Annotated in this window: 20 protein-coding genes and 1 tRNA gene; 17 read left to right on the top strand and 4 right to left on the bottom strand. The window is 33.6% G+C overall.

From position 1 onward, the window contains the following. Nucleotides 1–15 precede the first annotated feature (15 nt). On the bottom strand, nucleotides 16–975 hold the full coding sequence (locus AC6CHH_RS02785; protein ID WP_498279498.1) for an aldo/keto reductase: 960 nt from the start codon (nucleotides 973–975) through the stop codon (nucleotides 16–18). 148 nt (nucleotides 976–1,123) lie between these two features. On the opposite strand from AC6CHH_RS02785, the gene AC6CHH_RS02780 reads away from it, so the two are divergent. The 9 genes from AC6CHH_RS02780 to AC6CHH_RS02740 all read left to right on the top strand — a co-directional run bounded on the left by AC6CHH_RS02780 (nucleotide 1,124) and on the right by AC6CHH_RS02740 (nucleotide 10,413). Then, on the top strand, nucleotides 1,124–2,806 hold the full coding sequence (locus AC6CHH_RS02780) for an RluA family pseudouridine synthase (protein WP_498279496.1): 1,683 nt from the start codon (nucleotides 1,124–1,126) through the stop codon (nucleotides 2,804–2,806). 43 nt (nucleotides 2,807–2,849) lie between these two features. Further along, complete coding sequence (locus AC6CHH_RS02775) at nucleotides 2,850–3,422, top strand: Crp/Fnr family transcriptional regulator (protein ID WP_498279494.1); 573 nt, start codon at nucleotides 2,850–2,852, stop codon at nucleotides 3,420–3,422. An 11-nt stretch (nucleotides 3,423–3,433) separates the two neighbouring features. Continuing rightward, entirely contained in the window at nucleotides 3,434–4,009 is a 576-nt protein-coding gene (locus AC6CHH_RS02770; RefSeq protein WP_498279492.1) for a pentapeptide repeat-containing protein, read from the top strand. A gap of 16 nt (nucleotides 4,010–4,025) precedes the next feature. Next, on the top strand, nucleotides 4,026–4,673 hold the full coding sequence (locus AC6CHH_RS02765; RefSeq protein ID WP_498279490.1) for a L,D-transpeptidase family protein: 648 nt from the start codon (nucleotides 4,026–4,028) through the stop codon (nucleotides 4,671–4,673). 149 nt (nucleotides 4,674–4,822) lie between these two features. Beyond that, nucleotides 4,823–5,161 (top strand): DMT family transporter, encoded by a 339-nt coding sequence (locus tag AC6CHH_RS02760; RefSeq protein ID WP_498279488.1) that lies wholly within the window; start codon nucleotides 4,823–4,825, stop codon nucleotides 5,159–5,161. Nucleotides 5,162–5,172: 11 nt separating this feature from the next. Next, the gene (locus AC6CHH_RS02755; protein ID WP_498279486.1) at nucleotides 5,173–5,694 is read left to right on the top strand and encodes a DinB family protein; all 522 of its coding nucleotides are present in this window, start codon (nucleotides 5,173–5,175) and stop codon (nucleotides 5,692–5,694) included. A 235-nt stretch (nucleotides 5,695–5,929) separates the two neighbouring features. After that, nucleotides 5,930–8,131 carry a bifunctional alpha,alpha-trehalose-phosphate synthase (UDP-forming)/trehalose-phosphatase gene (locus tag AC6CHH_RS02750; RefSeq protein ID WP_498279484.1) on the top strand — a complete coding sequence of 734 codons (2,202 nt, stop codon included), beginning with the start codon at nucleotides 5,930–5,932 and terminating at the stop codon, nucleotides 8,129–8,131. After that, nucleotides 8,128–9,921 carry a glycoside hydrolase family 15 protein gene (locus AC6CHH_RS02745; protein WP_498279482.1) on the top strand — a complete coding sequence of 598 codons (1,794 nt, stop codon included), beginning with the start codon at nucleotides 8,128–8,130 and terminating at the stop codon, nucleotides 9,919–9,921. The genes AC6CHH_RS02750 and AC6CHH_RS02745 overlap by 4 nt, the downstream gene beginning before the upstream one ends. Nucleotides 9,922–10,053: 132 nt before the next feature. After that, nucleotides 10,054–10,413 (top strand): DUF4180 domain-containing protein, encoded by a 360-nt coding sequence (locus AC6CHH_RS02740; RefSeq protein WP_498279480.1) that lies wholly within the window; start codon nucleotides 10,054–10,056, stop codon nucleotides 10,411–10,413. Nucleotides 10,414–10,557: 144 nt separating this feature from the next. Here the strand turns inward: AC6CHH_RS02740 and AC6CHH_RS02735 are convergent, their stop codons facing one another. Beyond that, nucleotides 10,558–10,992, bottom strand: a complete 435-nt coding sequence (locus AC6CHH_RS02735; protein ID WP_498279478.1) for a hypothetical protein — start codon at nucleotides 10,990–10,992, stop codon at nucleotides 10,558–10,560. A gap of 412 nt (nucleotides 10,993–11,404) precedes the next feature. Between AC6CHH_RS02735 and AC6CHH_RS02730 the strand changes: the two genes are divergently transcribed. The 4 genes from AC6CHH_RS02730 to AC6CHH_RS02715 all read left to right on the top strand — a co-directional run bounded on the left by AC6CHH_RS02730 (nucleotide 11,405) and on the right by AC6CHH_RS02715 (nucleotide 13,330). Then, nucleotides 11,405–11,650, top strand: a complete 246-nt coding sequence (locus tag AC6CHH_RS02730) for a hypothetical protein (RefSeq protein ID WP_498279476.1) — start codon at nucleotides 11,405–11,407, stop codon at nucleotides 11,648–11,650. A gap of 203 nt (nucleotides 11,651–11,853) precedes the next feature. After that, nucleotides 11,854–12,324 (top strand): hypothetical protein, encoded by a 471-nt coding sequence (locus AC6CHH_RS02725; RefSeq protein ID WP_498279474.1) that lies wholly within the window; start codon nucleotides 11,854–11,856, stop codon nucleotides 12,322–12,324. 137 nt (nucleotides 12,325–12,461) lie between these two features. After that, nucleotides 12,462–12,980 (top strand): GNAT family N-acetyltransferase, encoded by a 519-nt coding sequence (locus AC6CHH_RS02720; RefSeq protein ID WP_498279472.1) that lies wholly within the window; start codon nucleotides 12,462–12,464, stop codon nucleotides 12,978–12,980. 191 nt (nucleotides 12,981–13,171) lie between these two features. After that, complete coding sequence (locus AC6CHH_RS02715) at nucleotides 13,172–13,330, top strand: hypothetical protein (protein WP_498279470.1); 159 nt, start codon at nucleotides 13,172–13,174, stop codon at nucleotides 13,328–13,330. A gap of 679 nt (nucleotides 13,331–14,009) precedes the next feature. On the opposite strand, the gene AC6CHH_RS02710 is transcribed toward AC6CHH_RS02715, so the two are convergent. Beyond that, nucleotides 14,010–14,094: transfer RNA gene (locus AC6CHH_RS02710), tRNA-Ser, on the bottom strand. 100 nt (nucleotides 14,095–14,194) lie between these two features. On the opposite strand from AC6CHH_RS02710, the gene AC6CHH_RS02705 reads away from it, so the two are divergent. The 4 genes from AC6CHH_RS02705 (at nucleotide 14,195) to coaA (ending at nucleotide 17,197) form a co-directional block, all read left to right on the top strand. Then, nucleotides 14,195–15,256, top strand: coding sequence for a patatin-like phospholipase family protein (locus tag AC6CHH_RS02705; protein WP_498279468.1), 1,062 nt, complete (start codon nucleotides 14,195–14,197; stop codon nucleotides 15,254–15,256). 154 nt (nucleotides 15,257–15,410) lie between these two features. Continuing rightward, a complete protein-coding gene (locus tag AC6CHH_RS02700; RefSeq protein ID WP_498279466.1) occupies nucleotides 15,411–15,785 on the top strand; it encodes a methylglyoxal synthase in 375 nt (124 codons plus the stop codon). A gap of 6 nt (nucleotides 15,786–15,791) precedes the next feature. Further along, entirely contained in the window at nucleotides 15,792–16,202 is a 411-nt protein-coding gene (locus tag AC6CHH_RS02695; protein WP_498279464.1) for an OsmC family protein, read from the top strand. A 59-nt stretch (nucleotides 16,203–16,261) separates the two neighbouring features. Continuing rightward, complete coding sequence (gene coaA, locus AC6CHH_RS02690; RefSeq protein WP_498279462.1) at nucleotides 16,262–17,197, top strand: type I pantothenate kinase; 936 nt, start codon at nucleotides 16,262–16,264, stop codon at nucleotides 17,195–17,197. On the opposite strand, the gene AC6CHH_RS02685 is transcribed toward coaA, so the two are convergent. Continuing rightward, the gene (locus tag AC6CHH_RS02685) at nucleotides 17,184–18,065 is read right to left on the bottom strand and encodes a mechanosensitive ion channel family protein (RefSeq protein WP_498279460.1); all 882 of its coding nucleotides are present in this window, start codon (nucleotides 18,063–18,065) and stop codon (nucleotides 17,184–17,186) included. The genes coaA and AC6CHH_RS02685 overlap by 14 nt on opposite strands. Nucleotides 18,066–18,081 lie beyond the last annotated feature (16 nt).

The raw sequence follows: 18,081 nt of genomic DNA, 5'->3' as shown, positions 1-18,081 counted from the left end.
ATAATTTATATTTTTTTAATACGCGCTCGCATGATTAAGATGTTGAATAGCCTGGTCATCTAGATTAAGTGCTAAGGCATCAACAAAACTCTTTAAATGACTGTCTTTTGTCCCACTGACTATAGGTGCCGTAATACTAGGTTGTGCCAATAACCAAGCCAACGCAACAGCGGTGGAATTTGTACTGTACTCCTTTGAAACCTCTTTTAAGCTCTGGATTATCTTTCTCCCCCTTTCATTCCAATATCTTTTTTGAATTCCACTACCGCGGGGAGAATTTAAAAAATCCGTTTCGGTTTGATATTTACCACTCAAGAATCCGCTTGCTAATGAATAATACGGAATAACAGCTAAATTGTTTTGAAGTGCAGTTCTCAAATATTGATTTTCAAATTTTTCTCGATCAAATAAGTTGTATTCAGGTTGCAAAGAAATATATTTTGGTAATTTTTTTTTATCAGAACAGAGTAAACTTTCTTCCAAACGTTCGTTACTAATATTTGATGCCCCAATGTACCTCACCTTTCCCTCTTTTATTAAGTCTTGGTACGCCCTCAATGTCTCCTCTACAGGAGTTTCTTCACTATCATAATGCGTTTGATAAAGATCAATATATTCCGTCTTTAAACGGCTCAAGGAATGTTCAATTTCTTCTTTGATATGTGTTGCAGATGTATTGTGCTTTGAATCATAATTAAATCGACCGCTCACTTTAGTCAATAAAATCACCTGTTCACGATTTCCACGCTCTTTAAACCAATTTCCTAAAATTTTTTCGGATTCTCCTCCTTTATTACCAGGCACCCAATGTGAATAATTATTAGCGGTATCAATACTGTTGAAACCAAGCTCCAAAAATCTATCTAAAATGTGGAAAGACTCTTGTTCATTTAATGTCCAACCAAAAACATTACCTCCAAAAATTACTGGAGTAATCTCAAGATCTGAATTTCCTAATTTCCTTTTATTTGTCATAGAACAGTTCCAATTTTTATACATACAATATACCTATAATTTAAAGAATTTTAAACATTTTATTAAGTATAGATATGTTAAAAAGCTAAATATTAGGTATAATTAAACGATTTCTATTGTTACTTTTGTGAATTATACCGGATAATTAATGCAATCAGAATCACTATACGTTCATACTTTTGACAACGAATACGCTCATATTGAAAAGCCGTCATCTTTTACATTTCCTTTTTTCTATGAACCACATCCTTTAAGCATTCTAGCTACGGAACAAGTCCAAAAATACCTCACAACACAGGTAGAATTTACGCATAACTTTGGATTAGAAAATTCCAGTACTGGAGTAGCGACTGGTAAAATGTTTGGTGTACTGGTCGTTGAAGATTTAGTTGGAAAACTTGGATTCCTAGCAGCTTTTTCTGGGAAATTAGCAGGAACGAATCAACATACATATTTTGTGCCACCTATATTTGATATGTTGAACCCACAGGGTTTCTTTCTTTTAGAAGAGGAGCTTATTAATGATATAAACAGAAGAATTAAAAATCTAGAAGACTCTCAGGAACTTCAGGATAAGAAACAGCGATTACAAACCAGTCAAATTCAAAGTGATCAGATTTTATCCAAACTTAAAGAATTCCATAAAACAAACAAGAAACTGAGAAAACAATTACGTTTAGAAAAAAGAGAGATTTTATCTGAGAATGAGTATCAATTATTCGAAAAAGATTTAATTAAACAAAGCTATAGGGATCAACATGAATTTCAGATGGCTAAAAAAAATGCTATTGCCGAAATTCAAAAAATCGAATTTCAATTAAATGAATTTATCCAGAAGATCACTCTACTTAAAAATGAGAGGAAGCATCGATCTGTACATCTTCAGAATAAATTGTTTGATCAATACCATTTTTTGAATTCAAAATTCGAAAGTAAATCTGTTTTAAGTATTTTTAACGAACTAAACATAGTTCCTCCAGCGGGTGCTGGGGAATGTGCGGCACCTAAACTTTTACAATATGCTTTTCAGAACCACTTAAGACCAATTTGTATGGCTGAGTTTTGGTGGGGTGTATCTCCAAATTTACAGGTCAGAAAACATCAAAACTTTTATCCAGCCTGCAGGAGCAAATGTGAACCAATTTTAAATCATATGCTTGAGGGACTAATTCTCGACCCGAATCCGTTACAGGAGAATACCACCGAAGATAAAAACTTAGACATTATATACGATGATGAATCCATTATTGTCGTAAACAAACCGACAGAATTTTTGTCAGTTCCGGGAATTCATATTAAAGATAGTGTTCAAACAAGAATTCTCTCAATATATCCTGAGCTAACTGGTCCATTAATTATTCATCGTCTGGACATGTCGACTTCAGGGATTTTGATTTTGGCAAAGAATAAAGCTGCACATCAGTTTATACAAGATCAATTCATTAAACACACGATCATTAAAAGATACACAGCCATATTAGATGGAATCATAACAGATAAAGAAGGGATAATTGATTTGCCTTTACGTGTGGATTTAGACAACAGACCAAGACAGGTTGTTTGCTATGAATATGGCAAAAATGCCCGTACCAAATTTAAAGTAATCGGGGTTGAAAATAATAATACTAGAATTCACTTTTATCCTCTTACCGGCCGTACGCATCAATTAAGAGTTCATTCGGCACATTATAAAGGACTTAATTGTCCGATTCTTGGAGATGATTTATATGGAATACGCGCTGACAGGCTTCATTTACATGCTGGCTATATCGAATTTATTCATCCCGAATCTGGTAAGAAGATTAGCTTTGAAGTGCAAGATCCATTTTGAGAGAACAAATTAAAATATTTACTTTAGTCATAAATTGTTTTAAATGGACGTATTAAGATATGTGTATCAACATCCGCTTTTCAATCAATCTGATTTGGGACTGCTGTTTGGAGCTCACGAGAAAATCAAACTAGAGAAAGGAGATTTACTTTTAAAGAGAGGACAAATTGCAAACGAATACTATATACTAGAAAAAGGTGTAGTACGTACTTATTTGTATGATTATAAAGGAAATGAAATAACAACTGATTTTTTAATCAAAAATGAAGTCGTCATTGAGGTCGCCTCCATTTTCCAGCGAATTCCTTCGCAGGAATATATACAGTGTATGTCTGATTGTTGTCTTTGGAAGATAGATTATAACCATTTCCAGGAATTATTTCATCAAATGCCAGCATTACGTGAGTGGGGTCGCGCTTGGATGGCATTTTCTTTATTTGAGTGTAAAAAAAGGGCTACGGAAATTATCACAGATTCTGCAAAAAGCAGGTATTTACGCCTATTGGAGAAAAAACCTGAAATCTTACAACATGCGCCTTTAAAATATATAGCATCCTATCTAGGTGTCACAGATACCTCCTTAAGTAGAATTAGAAAAGAACTCCTTACTCTTTAATGCAAAAAATCATGTCATTGCTAAATATTATAGAAAATAAAACATTTAACCAGTTAGATCTTGGCGAAAACTCATTACAAAAAGCACATTATGAACAATGCAAATTTGAAGGGTGCATGTTAGAGGGTATAAATCTGAGTGATTTTAAATTTGTAGATTGTGTTTTTAAGAATTGTAATTTGAGTTTAGCTAATATTGATAGAACAATGTTCCAAGATATTCACTTTATAGATTGTAAATTACTGGGTTTAAGCTTTGATAGATGTCATCAATTTAACCTTAACTTTAAGTTTCAGGGATGTAATCTGGATCATAGTTCTTTTTACGGATGCAAAATCAAAGGCACCCATTTTAGTCTTTGTAAAATGAATGAAGTGGAGTTTGAAGGTGCAGATATCTCTAAAGGAAAATTTGAAGATTGCGATTTAAATGCGAGCAATTTCATAAATTGTAATCTTGAAAAATCAGATTTTCAAACAGCACTAAATTTTCATATTAATCCTGAAATTAATAAAATTAAAGGCGCTAAATTTTCCCTCCAAGGACTACCAGGATTATTGGATAAATATAAAATTATTATCAACTGATTTTATATGCATTCAGATGGCGGACAAATATAAAATTGCATATTCAAAGGTATGGCCCAAATTATCTAAAGAATTAGAAGCCTTAAAAATCTTAATTGGAGAGCTACAGGTTCTAATTATAGCATTTAAGGATAGCAAACAACTCATTATTTATGTTAAAAAGAAAGAGGACTTAGGATATCAGCTGTTCCTGGAGTTTCCAATTTTTAATATTCCAGGTACACTTGGTCCAAAACAATGTGAAGGCGATCATCAAGTGCCCGAAGGGTTTTATGAAATCAACCGATTCAATCCCAAAAGCAAATTTCATCTTTCTTTAGGTTTAAACTACCCCAATGAGTTTGACATATCCAATAATTACAGTGGTTCAAATATTTTTATTCATGGAGGATCTAAATCTGAAGGTTGTTTAGCAATCGGCGATGATGCCATAGAATATGTGTATGTATTGGCAAGTATTGTCAAGAAAAATGGACAAAAAATAATACCCGTATATATTTTTCCTTTTCATTTAACTCACAATAATTTACAGGTAAGATCACTCTTAGTCCAGCCAAAAACTTTCACTTTTTGGAAAAACTTACAAATAGGTTATCTTGAATTTATCGCCAATCAATCCCAATTACGGATATCTGTTAAAAATGGGCAATATTGTTTTATTTAGTAATAGTGGAGATTGTTGAAAAAACGCTAGACTCCTAAGAAAAATATGCAAAATGGAACCAAACGAACATTGGTTTATACATTTTTTAAACTCAAAAAGTTTAAATTAATCAATAAATTAAATTACCTTCAATAGTAAATCAAACAAAAATGAAAGCGCTATTTTTTGTTGCATTTTGGCTTTGCCAGATTAGCTCGAGTATTTTATTTAAATATGGAGGTATTCAACCAAAATACCAATGGATAACTTTAATTGGTGGAAATATTATTCTGATTTCAGCAAGTTGGTTCCTTATACAACTTTTTAAAACCGTACCCCAACCCATCGTTATTGCGCTGTGTTCTGGAGGAACATTCTTAACTGTACAGTTTGCGATGGCATTATGGTTTAAACAATCCTTAAGTTGGATGCAAATTCTTGGATCTTTGGTTATCATTATAGGAATGGTGATGGTTACCTTTGGAGACAAACAATTCAATCAAAACTAAAACCCTTTGAAATGGAAAACCTTCACACGGAAATATGGATGCGTGGACCAATCGAAGGTATAACTGCTCTGCTTCAGCCAGTCGCTCATACCTTATTGCAGGTCAATAATGACGTTCAAAATTTGGTTACTATGGATTTGTTTCCTTGCTTATGGTTAAAACCTCACAACATGGCCTCCATTGCCTTTCATTTACAGCATATTGCAGGGGTTATAGATAGGATGTTGAGTTACGCTAATGGAAAGATGTTGAATCAGAAACAATTTGAATATCTTGAAAAAGAAGGGCTTGAGAATCCAGCATTAAATATTGCTATTTTGAAAAATAACTTGGAGCTGGTCACTCAAAATGCAATTAATCAGTTGAAATTAACTCCGGAAAATACACTTACCCAAACTAGATTTCTTGGACGGAAACGAGTCCCTACCACACAAATTGGATTGTTATTTCATGCAGCTGAACATGCACAAAGGCATTACGGCCAACTCCTTGTAACTGTAAATTTCCTCAAAACCGAGATGCATAAAACTTAAAAAAGAGTTCAAATTGCATTCAAACTGAAACCCCTAAACATCGTTTTAAAGACTGGAATTGTTGATTTGGTTATTATTTACAACGCGAAATAAAAATCTTATCCTAAATAAATTGATCCAAAATGTTCTCGGTTTAGTACTTTTTTCCAACTCGTGAATTCCCAAAACTTCAATTAAATTAAAACAAAGCCAGTATTTCATTGTTTTTTCTATAAATGTGTTACATTCTTCAACCATGCAAATAGCGAAAACTCTTATAATTTCTAATCGATTACCCATCAAAATTGAACGTAAAAAATCTAAATTAATTTTCACTCCCAGCGAAGGTGGCCTGGCCACAGGTTTGGGATCAATCTATAAAAAAAACAATTCTTTATGGTTAGGTTGGCCTGGTATTATCCCTAAAAACAAACAAGAAGAAGAATACATCGTTCAAGAATTGAAACAATTTAATTTGATTCCTGTATTTCTAACTGAACAAGAAATAAAAAGATATTATGAAGGATTTTCCAACGCTATTCTTTGGCCGCTTTGTCATTATCGCCCTAGTTACGTAGAACTCAAAGAAATCTATTGGGAATCATACAAAGATGTAAATCAAAAATTTGCGCAAGTGGCAAAATCTAATATAGATTCCGAGTGCATAGTTTGGGTACATGATTATCAATTGCTGTTACTCCCTAAAATGATTCGAGAAACAACCCCCAAATGTAGCATAGGGTATTTTCATCACATTCCTTTTCCTTCAATGGAATTATTTAAAATGCTTCCTTGGCGCAACGATTTATTAGAAGGATTATTGGGAGCAGATTTAATTGGATTCCATACGTACGAAAATGTAGATAATTTTCAAGACTCTTGTTTTAATTTGTTGAATCTCCAATCACAGCTTAATCATTTAAAAGTGAATGGAAGGATGGTTCTAACTGATGTCTTTCCTATGGGGATTGATTACATTAAGTATAAAAATCAAGCGTTATCAATCAAAACACAAAATTACACAAAAGAATTAAGGGACCTCTATAAAGATCAAAAAATTATATTATCAGTTGATCGTCTAGATTACAGCAAGGGAATAATTCAGCGCTTAGAAGCATTTGAAATTTTGTTAATCAATCATCCTGAACTAATAGAAAAAATTGTTTTATATATGCTCATCGTACCTTCTAGAGACCAAGTCAATCAATATAAAAAGCTTAGAAATGAAATAGATAGAAAGGTAGGAAACATCAACGCGGTTTACGGTAAGCCCGGATGGCAACCAATAGCTTATTTCTACAGTTCGATGAGTTTCGAGAAACTGTCTGCATTGTATAGTGCTGCTGATATTTGTTTTATTACCTCCTTATACGATGGCATGAACTTAGTCTCGAAAGAATATATTGCAAGTAAACAAACCAATCCTGGTGTTCTAGTCATTAGTGAGTTCGCAGGAGCATCAAAAGAGCTTTCAGATGCTTTAAGGATAAATCCTTATGCAGCGCATGCCACTAGCGAAACTGTCTATGAGGCATTAAATATGCCGATTGAAGAACAAAAAGAACATTTGCAAGCCTGTCAGGATGTTGTAGAGAAGTTTAATATTCACCATTGGGTAAACCTCTTTATGCAAAGACTTTCAGAGGTTAAAAATCTTCAAAAATATGAACTTGCAAGAAAAGTAGGAGAAAATATTGAGCAATTCATAACCCAAAAATATATCAAAGGTAAGAATAGATTAATTTTATTGGATTATGATGGCACTTTAGTGGGGTTCAATAATGATACAGAAAAGGCCATCCCTACAAAACAATTATTTGAAATTCTTGATACTTTGAGTAATGATACCAAGAATACCCTATCAATCATTAGTGGAAGAAAATATAACAATCTCAATCTATGGTTTGGCGACAAACCATATTTTTTAATAGCTGAACATGGTATTTGGAGTAATTTTCCTGATCATGAATGGCAATTAGCACAAGGCTTGTCAAACAAGTGGAAAGACAATATAAGAATCAGTTTACAACGGTTTGTGGACAGAACTCCAGGATCAAGTATTGAAGAAAAGTCACACTCATTAGCTTGGCATTATCGAAAGGTGGAACGAGCATTTGGTCTTAGACAAGCCAACGAATTATTGCAGGAATTGAAATCTATAATTCAAGACTTAAATTTACAATTAATCAATGGAGATCAAGTCATTGAGATTAAAAACAAAGAGGTAAACAAAGGAAAGGCCGCTGTGGCTTTAGTAAATAGAATCAATCCAGATTTTATTTTGTGTATTGGTGATGATACAACTGATGAAGATATGTTTATGGAACTTCCCTCCTGGAGTATTACAATAAAAGTAGGCGATAAAAAATCTCACGCCAAATATTACGTTGAAAATCATAATCAGGTGCTTCAATTATTAGAATCAATAACCAAGGATAATTTAAAAATGAAAAAATGAAAAGGAAACACGTCTATCATAGTGGTATTATTGGCAATTGTAATTTCATCGCTCATGTTCATAAGAGCACAAACATTAACTGGCTATGCTGGCCGACTTTTGAAGATAGTTTCATCTTCGGGTGTCTTTTAGATAAAGATAAAGGCGGAGAATTCAATATTTTACTTTCCGATAAGGATATAAGTTCAAAGCAATACTATCTCGAAAATACAAATGTCTTAGTGACGGAAATTAAAGGAGAGAATTCTGGTTTTAAGGTTACAGATTTTTCACCCCGGTTTAAGCAGTATGAACGATATTACAAACCCCTGATGATTATACGAATTTTGGAACCCTTATATGGAAATCCTAATGTTCGGGTAAATTGTACGCCAAAAGCAAATTATGGTCAATCTGACTTCAAAAAATCAAGAGGAAGTAATCATGTGCAATTTAATGCCGGAAATGAAGAAATCAGGTTGACTACCAATATTCCTATCAGTCATTTTTTTGATCAAGAGAAAAAACCATTTGTTCTGAATGAAAAAAAATATATGATTCTAACTTATGATAGTCAATTTGAGGCGCCCTTGGCGAAAACAGCCGAAGATTTTTTGCATAGAACTAAAGAGTATTGGCGTAATTGGACTAAAAAGGCAAACATTCCTAATTTTTATCAAGACCACATTATTCGATCAGCATTGGTTTTAAAACTTCATCAATATGAAGATACTGGCGCCATTATCGCCTCCAGTACAACAAGTCTACCTGAATCACCAGGATCCGGTAGAAACTGGGATTATAGATATTGCTGGGTTAGAGATAGTTTTTATGTTCTCACAGCCTTAAGTCATATTGGTAAATTCGAAGAACTTGAAAAATTTTCGAATTATATTACAGGAATAACTCAATCAGATACGGGCAGGTTACAACCGTTATATGGAATATTAGGTAAGCGAATCCTAAAAGAAGAGACGCTTGATTATTTGAGTGGATATCAAAATAATCAGCCCGTAAGAATAGGCAATCAAGCTTACGAACACATCCAAAATGATGTATATGGGCAATCAATGATTGCCTTACTACCTACTTTCACTGACTATAGATTTCCTCAAGATGAGCGAAAGGATTCTAAATCTTGGTTAAATTATATCTTAAACAAGATACAAATGACTATAGATGAGAAGGATGCAGGAATTTGGGAGTTTAGACATATTTCGAACAGGCATGCCTATTCAAATTTATTTCAATGGGCAGGAGCTTCCGCGGCGCTAAAAATTGCAGAACAAAACAATTATCAAGATATACAGGCAACTGCAAAACTATTAATGGATAAAGCCGCTCATTACATAGAGCAATGTTATGATGCTCAGGCAGGTGTTTATAGAAATTCTACTGAAGGATCAAATTTGGATGCCAGTACATTACAATTAATTCTGATGAATTATTTGGACCCTCAATCTGAAAAAGCAAGAAAACACCTGGAAGTTCTTGAGGGAGAATTAATGGGCAAGAACGGGCTTTTTTATCGGTATTTACATCGAGACGATTTCGGAAAGCCCCAATCTACATTTTTAGTCTGTGCTTTTTGGTATGTGGAGGCTTTAGCATGCGTTGGTAGGTTGAAGCAAGCGCAGGAAACGTTTGAAAATCTTTTGAGGTATGGAAATGAACTTAAACTCTTTTCTGAAGATGTCCATGAAGAAGACGGAAGTCAGTGGGGGAATTTTCCGCAGGCATACAGTCATGTAGGGCTTATGAATGCGGCTTATAGAATTGCAATAAAATTGGACAAACCTATATTTTTATAAAAATAATTATCATATAATTTAACATATTTCCATTGGTAAATTCTTTTTTATCATTCGATTTAAGCATATTGGCTTTTATTCAAGGAATACGAAAATACCTTTTTTTGAGTCAATTCTAAATAATAAAGAGAGATGGAAATAAAAGAACATACAGTAAAAAATGACAAGTTAGCGGAAGTAATTTCGAACAAAATTCTAATCAACTCAACGGAAGATGCCTTGGAATTAATAGGAAATCTATATTATCAAGGATTTGACGCCATCATTTTAAGTAGAGATCATTTTAATCCCATTTTTTTTGATTTAAAAAATAAGATTGCAGGAGATATTTTCCAAAAGTTTAGTAACTATAGGATGAAACTGATCATTTTAGGTGATTTTGAAGATAATCAAAGTAAGAGTCTTGGAGAGTTTATAAAAGAAAGTAATGAAGGGAAACACGTCAACTTTTTCAGCACTATCGAACAGGCTATCATCGGTAATGAAGATTAGTAATAAAAAATGTTCATTTATTCTTTTAACAGCATAAAGCGAACTCGTCAACCTTAAGTGAAATCAGCCAAGTATTGAGAGATTCATAAGCTATCTTTGTACTGCAATCAAAAAGATTAAAAGGTTTCTTTTACATCCAATATATCAAGCCCTTATTGCATTCATTGCAACTCTTAATAATTCCTTGGCATCTTTATCATGTTTTAAATGATTTGAAGACACGCGAAATGCAATCATTTCTTTTAAAAAATCTTCTATTCTTTTAATTAACGTGTGTGAATTCAAATCGTTAGGTATATAATTAAGTGAAGGAACTATTACATCAAATTTTTGCTCTAAATCATTTGGTTGTTCTTTCAAATCGCCTATACTATCGAGTTGGGGTATATATTCTTCCCTTGCCCAAATAACCAATGAATTCCCCTGCCTGGCCAACCTAAGAAATACATGTTTGATATCTGAGATCTTAAGCCCGTATAAATTCACAGAAACATCTAACATTTCCAACAGTCTATACATAGATTCATTCTTCAAAAGAACATGTTGTAGTTCTAATATTCGATTTTGTTCAGTTGCCATAACTATGTTTTACCTTAATTATTTAAATATTTCAAAATAAGTTTAAATATATATATTTAAACTGAACTCGTCTGTTTTTGCATTTTATATAGGCTATTGAAAAAATAAATTAAAATTTCTTGCACAATTGCATAATTTGCTTTAAATTAAGCAATTATAATGAATATGATTAGCCGGCGATTAGATTCTGTTCAAAATTCAATATAATAACATTTAGTAGCCTATCTCCTTCCATTCGAAATAATTAAGAGAATTTAACAAAAATTTAATACTCTTTGAATAAAAATAATAAAATGGCAATAGATATTTGGCACAATATTTTCGCTTGTAAACAAATATATTAAACAAACGATAAACTAAATTAGGTTGCACATTGCTTCATAAATTTAGTTTTTAGAATTTAAAATTCAATATGGTAAAGAATCAAAACCTCAGCAGTGAAGCTATTATCCAAGATTTGAAGAAACTGGGCCTGAAACATCAAAAATACTTAACTGGAGAAGGTAAATGGTTAATTGGCGGCTTTGAATCTATCGTATCTTTTGACAATAAGGTATCCTCAATCAGTGGCACCCAAGTTATATTAAAAAAAGAAATTTACATGATGCTGCCTGTAGATATTAGGGAAGAGATCGCCTTAATAATGGATGTAGAGTAATTAGAAGATTATTGATTGTTAAAAAACAGTCACTCTTTAAGGTTTGTCCCTTATTCCTTCCATTTTCTGTGCCCCCCGCCGCTTAGGAATTGCTAATGGGGTAAACAAATCTCAAGCATGTTTCATGCTGTAATATCAGGTATTCCTTATGGTTTGCAATATTGGCTTGATGCTTGTTCTAATCTTAATTTAAATAGTAATTTATGACATTAGAAGAAAGAATAATCTCCTTAAATAAACATTTTGGTTTTATCGAAAATCCTGATGATTTCAATTTTTCACTTTCACCGGAAAGGATTGCTTATCGGAATGAAGCATTAAGAAAAAATAATAGGGAATTATATACTTCCTATTTAATTGATCATTTTCCAAATGAAATGGAACGGGAATTACAGTTATTTGACCAAATAAAATCTTCAATTTCAAAGATCACCAAAGACGAAGCGTTAACATATTTTAATCAAAACCGGATAAATCTATTGCAATCTGATATTTTTTATAACGAAGAAGATGCTATCTTTAGAATGTTTAGGGTCAGAGACGAGGATTTATCTTGGTATCTTAAAGATAACACCACAGATTTGCTAGGTACATTCGTAACTCCCGAGCAAGCATTTGAATCAGGCAAAGGCGAAATTTATCTTGATAAGAGTAAAATTACAGATAAAATGTAGTCTCGTATTAAAATACATCTTTCTCACTAGAATAGTATTAGATTTCCTCCAATTTTCTGAGAGAAAATTGGAAACGGTCAATTAATTTTTAAAAAGGGAAGCAGACAAATCGAGCTGTGGACTGTGCAATTAAGTAGATGGAAAATATAACGATAAATAAAGTGACGCTTAACGATATTATCTTACTGCAGGAAATTGGCAGACAAACCTTTTATGAAACATTCGCTGAAAGCAATACCGAAGAAAATATAACAAAATATTTAAATGACAGTTTTGCTCTTGAAAAACTGACACAGGATTTATTTAACGAAGATTCGGAATTCTATTTTGCGGTTTATAGCGGAAGAGTCATCGGCTATTTAAAATTAAATTTTGGTGGTGCCCAAACTGAATTGTTGAATCGTAGCAGTCTGGAAATAGAACGCATTTATGTATTACAGGAATATCACGGTAAAAAAGTCGGACAGGCCTTATACAATAAGTCACTGCAAGTTGCTTATACTAAAAAGGTGCAATATGTATGGCTAGGTGTTTGGGAAGAAAATCCGAGAGCTATCCGGTTCTATCAGAAAAATGGGTTTGTGTCATTCGACAAGCATGTTTTTAAACTAGGTGATGACGAACAGACAGATATAATGATGAAAAAGAAATTGTAAAACGTTTTAACATAAAAACATATGGACTTTGATATTCAAGCCGTGTTAGAAAATGAAAAAGTAACCGTATATCCTCTGCAGGAGGAGGATTTTGAGGTCTTAAAGTAGCTTCCGATCTTAAAATTTAGGAACAACACCCCAATAGAGACCGTTGGAAAAAACGGGTATTTCGGACTTTCTTTGATGGGGCTATGCAAAGTAAAGGAGCTTTTAAAATCGTTGACAAAACCTCAGGAATTATTATCGGCAGCACACGTTTCTACGATTACAAGAAACAGGAAACAGCATTTTTATTGGGTATACTTTTTATGGGACAGCCTATTGGGGTAAGGGCATTAACCTATCCGTAAAAAAGACTATGTAGGATTACATTTTTCAATTCGTTTCTAAAGTTATCTTCCATGTCGGTTTAACAAATACCCGCTCACAGATTGCAATCGAACGTTTAGGTGCTAAGAAAATTACTGAACAGGAGGTCATTTATTTCGGTGAAGCTCCGAAACTCAACTTCGTCTAAGCAATTCGCTTACGTGGCTCTGCTCTTAACCCTCCGTCATAAACTTCTTGGTTCCTTTGCCATTCTAACATTCAACCCTTCACATGTTCGTGATAGAGAAACAGGGTACTATGGCCTCTGCTGACTTCTGACTAAACCATAATCGCATTTTCTGCCATATGTTTCCTCGCAGGAATTCGCGCATACCCTTGACAGAATTTAGTCAGATCTCCCCAGGTAAGAACGATAACTTTCATCTCATATATCCGCTACATTTACCATAGTGCTTCCGTACAGTTTAGGACTTCGGTTTGTTTTGCAACCTCATCCAGCACTTGCGGCCTTATATGTAGTTTCTTTCCGCCGGACCGAGATTTTGCCGCCGACTTCCTTCAGATCCCTCCTTACGGTGAACACCTTTGTCTTAAGCTAACGCTTCCAACTATAAAGGCGTGTTCGGGACTTACACCCTAGAGTTATCACCCCTTGCTGGGCGCACAAAAAAAGGGTCTTCTTGATGAAGACCCTCCCAGCGGAGAGAGAGGGATTCGAACCCTCGGTACCGTTAAGTACACACGCTTTCCAAGCGTGCTCGATCGACCACTCTGACATCTCTCCTGGTCTTCTGGCTGCAAATATAAGATTTTTCCCAAATTCAGCGCATATTTTCTATAATTAAATTTAACTTGCTATCTAATTCAAATCCTAGATAACTGTTATGAAAAGAATTTTATCAATCGATGGTGGTGGAATCAGAGGAATTATACCCGGAATGGTGTTGGTTGCGCTGGAAGAAAAATTGAAGTCAGCAACGAAAGACCCAAATGCGCATTTATCACAGTTTTTTGATTTCTTTGCAGGCACCAGTACGGGAGGAATATTAATCAGTATTTTACTTTGCCCTAGTGATGATGATCCAAATAAACCAAAATATAGTGCACAAGAAGCACTAAATATATACTTGGAGCATGGAACAGAAATATTTACCACAAGTAGTTGGCGCCGGTTCCTTAATCAATTTGGTTTATTAACTGAACTCTATGATGATAAAGTTATTGAAAAAGTATTAAATGCATATTTCGGTGAGCATAAGTTAAGTCAACTAATTAAGCCCTGTATTATCACTGCTTATAATATTGAACTTCGGAAGAATCAAATATTCAGACAACAAAAAGCAATATCTCATGGTGATTCTAGAGATTTTTATTTAAAAGATGTTTGTCGAGCAACATCTGCTGCACCAACCTATTTCTCAGTCGCCGAAATATACTCAATCGCAAAAACAAGATACCCATTAGTAGATGGTGGCGTTTTCGCTCATAACCCCACGATTTCAGCTTTAATAGAAGTCTTAAAAATCTATAAAACATTTAAAATGGACGACATCCAAATACTCTCATTAGGTACAGGTATTGCAAAGAATTCTTACAATTATGAAGATTTTAAAAAGAAAAAGGCTATTTCTATAGGACCTGCCCTAGTTGACATTATGACAAGTAGCTCTTCAGAAAGCTATGACTATTTTCTTCACCAATTATTCAGATCCATTCACAAACCATCCAATTATATTCGTATAGAACCATCAAATCTTTCCTCAATTAATCCATCTTTGGATGCTGCATCAAAAGGCAACATTCAAAAAATTATTTCATTAGCTGATAAATTGATAAGCGAAAATGAAATGGTCCTAGATAACTTGGTCGAGGGGTTGATAATTGAAAGGCAATCTAAAAAGAAAGAAGAAAACTCAGTTTGGAAATATTTAACTGATAAATTTTGATGGTGTTACTTTTCTATTTGAATTCAATCTCAAATCTAAAAAGTAACGAAAAATTCATAAAAAGTTCGAAATTCTAATAAATAAGAGGTCTTTTAAGAGTTTTTTCCTAACTTACAATGAAGGAAATGGAAACGTAAAACAAAAAAGGAACTCAATGACTAAGACTATTGCTCTTATTGCCCATGATGGTAAAAAACCGGAAATGGTTGGCTTTGTAAAAGATTATATTTCAGAACTTTCTAAAGCGAAACTGATTGCAACAGGAACAACAGGTTCTTACATCCAACAAACTGGGTTGCAGGTAGAGCTAAAGCTTAGTGGTCCAAAAGGCGGAGATGCACAAATAGCAGCAATGGCCGCAGAAGGAAAAGTAGACGGAATTATATTTTTCCGAGATCCCTTAGGTAAACATGCACATGAACCAGATATTCAAATGTTAATGCGTATTTGTGATTTATGGAATGTCCCACTAGCAACTAACCCAGCTACTGGCGCATTAATTATTAAAGGTCTACTTGATGAAGATTAATGGTATATGGACAGTGAAGTAATAGTAAAAATTGGCAAAGAAAATTATACAACACAAATTCAATATAAAAATTTATTGATTACAGCAGATGAACCTGAAGAGGTTGGTGGATTGAACTTGGGGTTTGCTCCTACTCAATTACTCCTTTCTTCAATAGGTTCATGCAAAGCTATAACCATGAAAATGTATGCCAATCGCAAAAAATGGGAGATAAATAGCATTAACATAAAACTCACCCTCGATGTTCAGAAAAGTGAATTGCAACAAACTACCTTTATTACTTGCAATATTTTTATTGAGGGTCATTTAACTGAAGATCAAAAACAAAAGCTTTATTTAATAGCTGAAAAGTGCCCAATTCATAAAACTCTAAAAAATCCGATTGTCATTAAAAGCAATCTAATTGATACAAATTAATAAAAAAGGAAATCAGGATTGTATATTTGCGACTTGGATTAATTATTAGTTTTTAGTTTATGAGTGAACATACTTTCACTAGTCCATTTAGAAATTACTCCCGTGAGGAGTGGAAACGATTGAATGGTCAATTGGACCACACCTTATTGGTGGAAGACTTAGGGCAACTTCATGCTTTAAATGAGCCACTCACTATGGAGGAAATTGAGGATATCTACCTTCCTTTAGCTCATTTATTGGAATTACACATTAGTAATTTCCAAGATTTGCATGCAAAAAACAATAAATTTTTTAATAGAAATCACAAAAAATTACCATTCATCATCGGTATAGCGGGTTCTGTTGCTGTTGGAAAAAGTACGACTGCAAGGGTATTAAGAAAGGTTTTATCATTACTTCCCAACAAACCTAAAGTTGAATTGGTAACAACAGATGGTTTCCTGTATCCAAACAAAGAGTTAGTCAAAAGAAATATCTTAAACCGCAAGGGTTTCCCAGAGAGTTACGACACTAAAAAAATACTTCGTTTTCTTGCAGATATAAAATCAGGCAAAGCTCAGGTTATTGTTCCTGTCTATTCACATCTTGAATATGATGTCCTACCCAATGAAAAAACGGTCATCTCCCAACCTGATGTTCTAATCGTCGAGGGTATTAATGTATTACAAGTAAATTCAAGAAAGAATGGGGTATTTGTCTCTGATTTCTTCGATTACACCATCTATGTGGATGCGGATGAAAAGAATATAGTCGCATGGTATATCGATCGATTTGAATCTCTAAGATCTACTGCTTTTCAAAATTCAGCTTCCTATTTTCATCAATATGCAAACATGACTACCCAAGAAAGTGTCGAAATGGCCTCTCGAATTTGGAACGAGATTAACAAACCCAATCTTCATGATAATATTCTACCCACTCGTTATAGGGCGGATTTAATATTGAAAAAGGGTTCACACCATTTTGTTAAAAGAATTAAAATTAGGAAGATTTAAGAATTGTAGTCTCAAATTTAATAATTTCCTTTAAAATTTCATTTTCAAGCAATTTATGCATTTTATTGCTTCTACTAACAGCGTATAAATCAATTTTATATTTGACATAATCTTTCCCTAATTCAACAACCACTAGATTAAAACCTGCTCTTTCATCCGTCAGACTTGGGTGTGTTGTTAAACTGGTTTTCAATGTTTCCTCAAGTTTATCTAAATGGATAGAGACCTCTAATGGGAGTTCAAATTTTACTGTAAACAAACTCGATTGATGGGCAGACAAGTTTAAAAATGTTGAATTAAACACATAATTATTAGGAACCATTAATATATCATCCTCTTCGTTCTGTAGTACCAAATTCACTAAGGTTATGTCAGTTATTCTTCCTTTTTGGTCTCCGATCTGAATCCTGTCACCCACCGATAATTGGTCTGAAAACATAATAATCAACCCAGAAATCATATTGGTAATATAATCTCTAAATAGGACTGCAATAGCCATTGCAACAATTGTCATACTCGTTATAAAATCCTTTGGATTAATACCAAAGGCGATCATTAATGCAACCACTGCAAATACAGTATTTAAGACGGCTGTTAAACGATTTATCCCAAGAACGAAATTTCCTCGAACAGGTTTTAAAGCATGTTTTGTGTTATACAAAATAATGACCACGAATCTGAGAATAGACAGAACTATACTTGGTATCAAGAATGAATGAAGCCCTTTGATTTTTTGAGGTAGCCAGGCATTTTCTTCAATTTGAAAATAAAAAAGGATCTGAGCTCCAATTAAAAGAGCGACAATGATGATTTTTACAATAAAACCTATCGGTAATTTAGATTTTTTGGGTTCAGCGGGTCCATTCATAATGATGAAGATATTA

The organism is Sphingobacterium sp. GQ94 (assembly GCF_059758715.1).
The sequence above is the reverse complement of the archived record's forward strand: the minus strand, read 5'-3'. Positions and strand labels throughout refer to the sequence as shown.

Coding starts and splice junctions, on each gene's coding strand:
- AC6CHH_RS02695 (WP_498279464.1), top strand. CDS start 15,792: ATGGACAGTGAAGTAATAGTAAAAATTGGCAAAGAAAATTATACAACA.
- coaA (WP_498279462.1), top strand. CDS start 16,262: ATGAGTGAACATACTTTCACTAGTCCATTTAGAAATTACTCCCGTGAG.
- AC6CHH_RS02705 (WP_498279468.1), top strand. CDS start 14,195: ATGAAAAGAATTTTATCAATCGATGGTGGTGGAATCAGAGGAATTATA.
- AC6CHH_RS02765 (WP_498279490.1), top strand. CDS start 4,026: ATGGCGGACAAATATAAAATTGCATATTCAAAGGTATGGCCCAAATTA.
- AC6CHH_RS02750 (WP_498279484.1), top strand. CDS start 5,930: ATGCAAATAGCGAAAACTCTTATAATTTCTAATCGATTACCCATCAAA.
- AC6CHH_RS02775 (WP_498279494.1), top strand. CDS start 2,850: ATGGACGTATTAAGATATGTGTATCAACATCCGCTTTTCAATCAATCT.
- AC6CHH_RS02725 (WP_498279474.1), top strand. CDS start 11,854: ATGACATTAGAAGAAAGAATAATCTCCTTAAATAAACATTTTGGTTTT.
- AC6CHH_RS02755 (WP_498279486.1), top strand. CDS start 5,173: ATGGAAAACCTTCACACGGAAATATGGATGCGTGGACCAATCGAAGGT.
- AC6CHH_RS02780 (WP_498279496.1), top strand. CDS start 1,124: ATGCAATCAGAATCACTATACGTTCATACTTTTGACAACGAATACGCT.
- AC6CHH_RS02730 (WP_498279476.1), top strand. CDS start 11,405: ATGGTAAAGAATCAAAACCTCAGCAGTGAAGCTATTATCCAAGATTTG.
- AC6CHH_RS02785 (WP_498279498.1), bottom strand. CDS start 975: ATGACAAATAAAAGGAAATTAGGAAATTCAGATCTTGAGATTACTCCA.
- AC6CHH_RS02745 (WP_498279482.1), top strand. CDS start 8,128: ATGAAAAGGAAACACGTCTATCATAGTGGTATTATTGGCAATTGTAAT.
- AC6CHH_RS02770 (WP_498279492.1), top strand. CDS start 3,434: ATGTCATTGCTAAATATTATAGAAAATAAAACATTTAACCAGTTAGAT.
- AC6CHH_RS02700 (WP_498279466.1), top strand. CDS start 15,411: ATGACTAAGACTATTGCTCTTATTGCCCATGATGGTAAAAAACCGGAA.
- AC6CHH_RS02720 (WP_498279472.1), top strand. CDS start 12,462: ATGGAAAATATAACGATAAATAAAGTGACGCTTAACGATATTATCTTA.
- AC6CHH_RS02715 (WP_498279470.1), top strand. CDS start 13,172: ATGCAAAGTAAAGGAGCTTTTAAAATCGTTGACAAAACCTCAGGAATT.
- AC6CHH_RS02760 (WP_498279488.1), top strand. CDS start 4,823: ATGAAAGCGCTATTTTTTGTTGCATTTTGGCTTTGCCAGATTAGCTCG.
- AC6CHH_RS02740 (WP_498279480.1), top strand. CDS start 10,054: ATGGAAATAAAAGAACATACAGTAAAAAATGACAAGTTAGCGGAAGTA.
- AC6CHH_RS02685 (WP_498279460.1), bottom strand. CDS start 18,065: ATGAATGGACCCGCTGAACCCAAAAAATCTAAATTACCGATAGGTTTT.
- AC6CHH_RS02735 (WP_498279478.1), bottom strand. CDS start 10,992: ATGGCAACTGAACAAAATCGAATATTAGAACTACAACATGTTCTTTTG.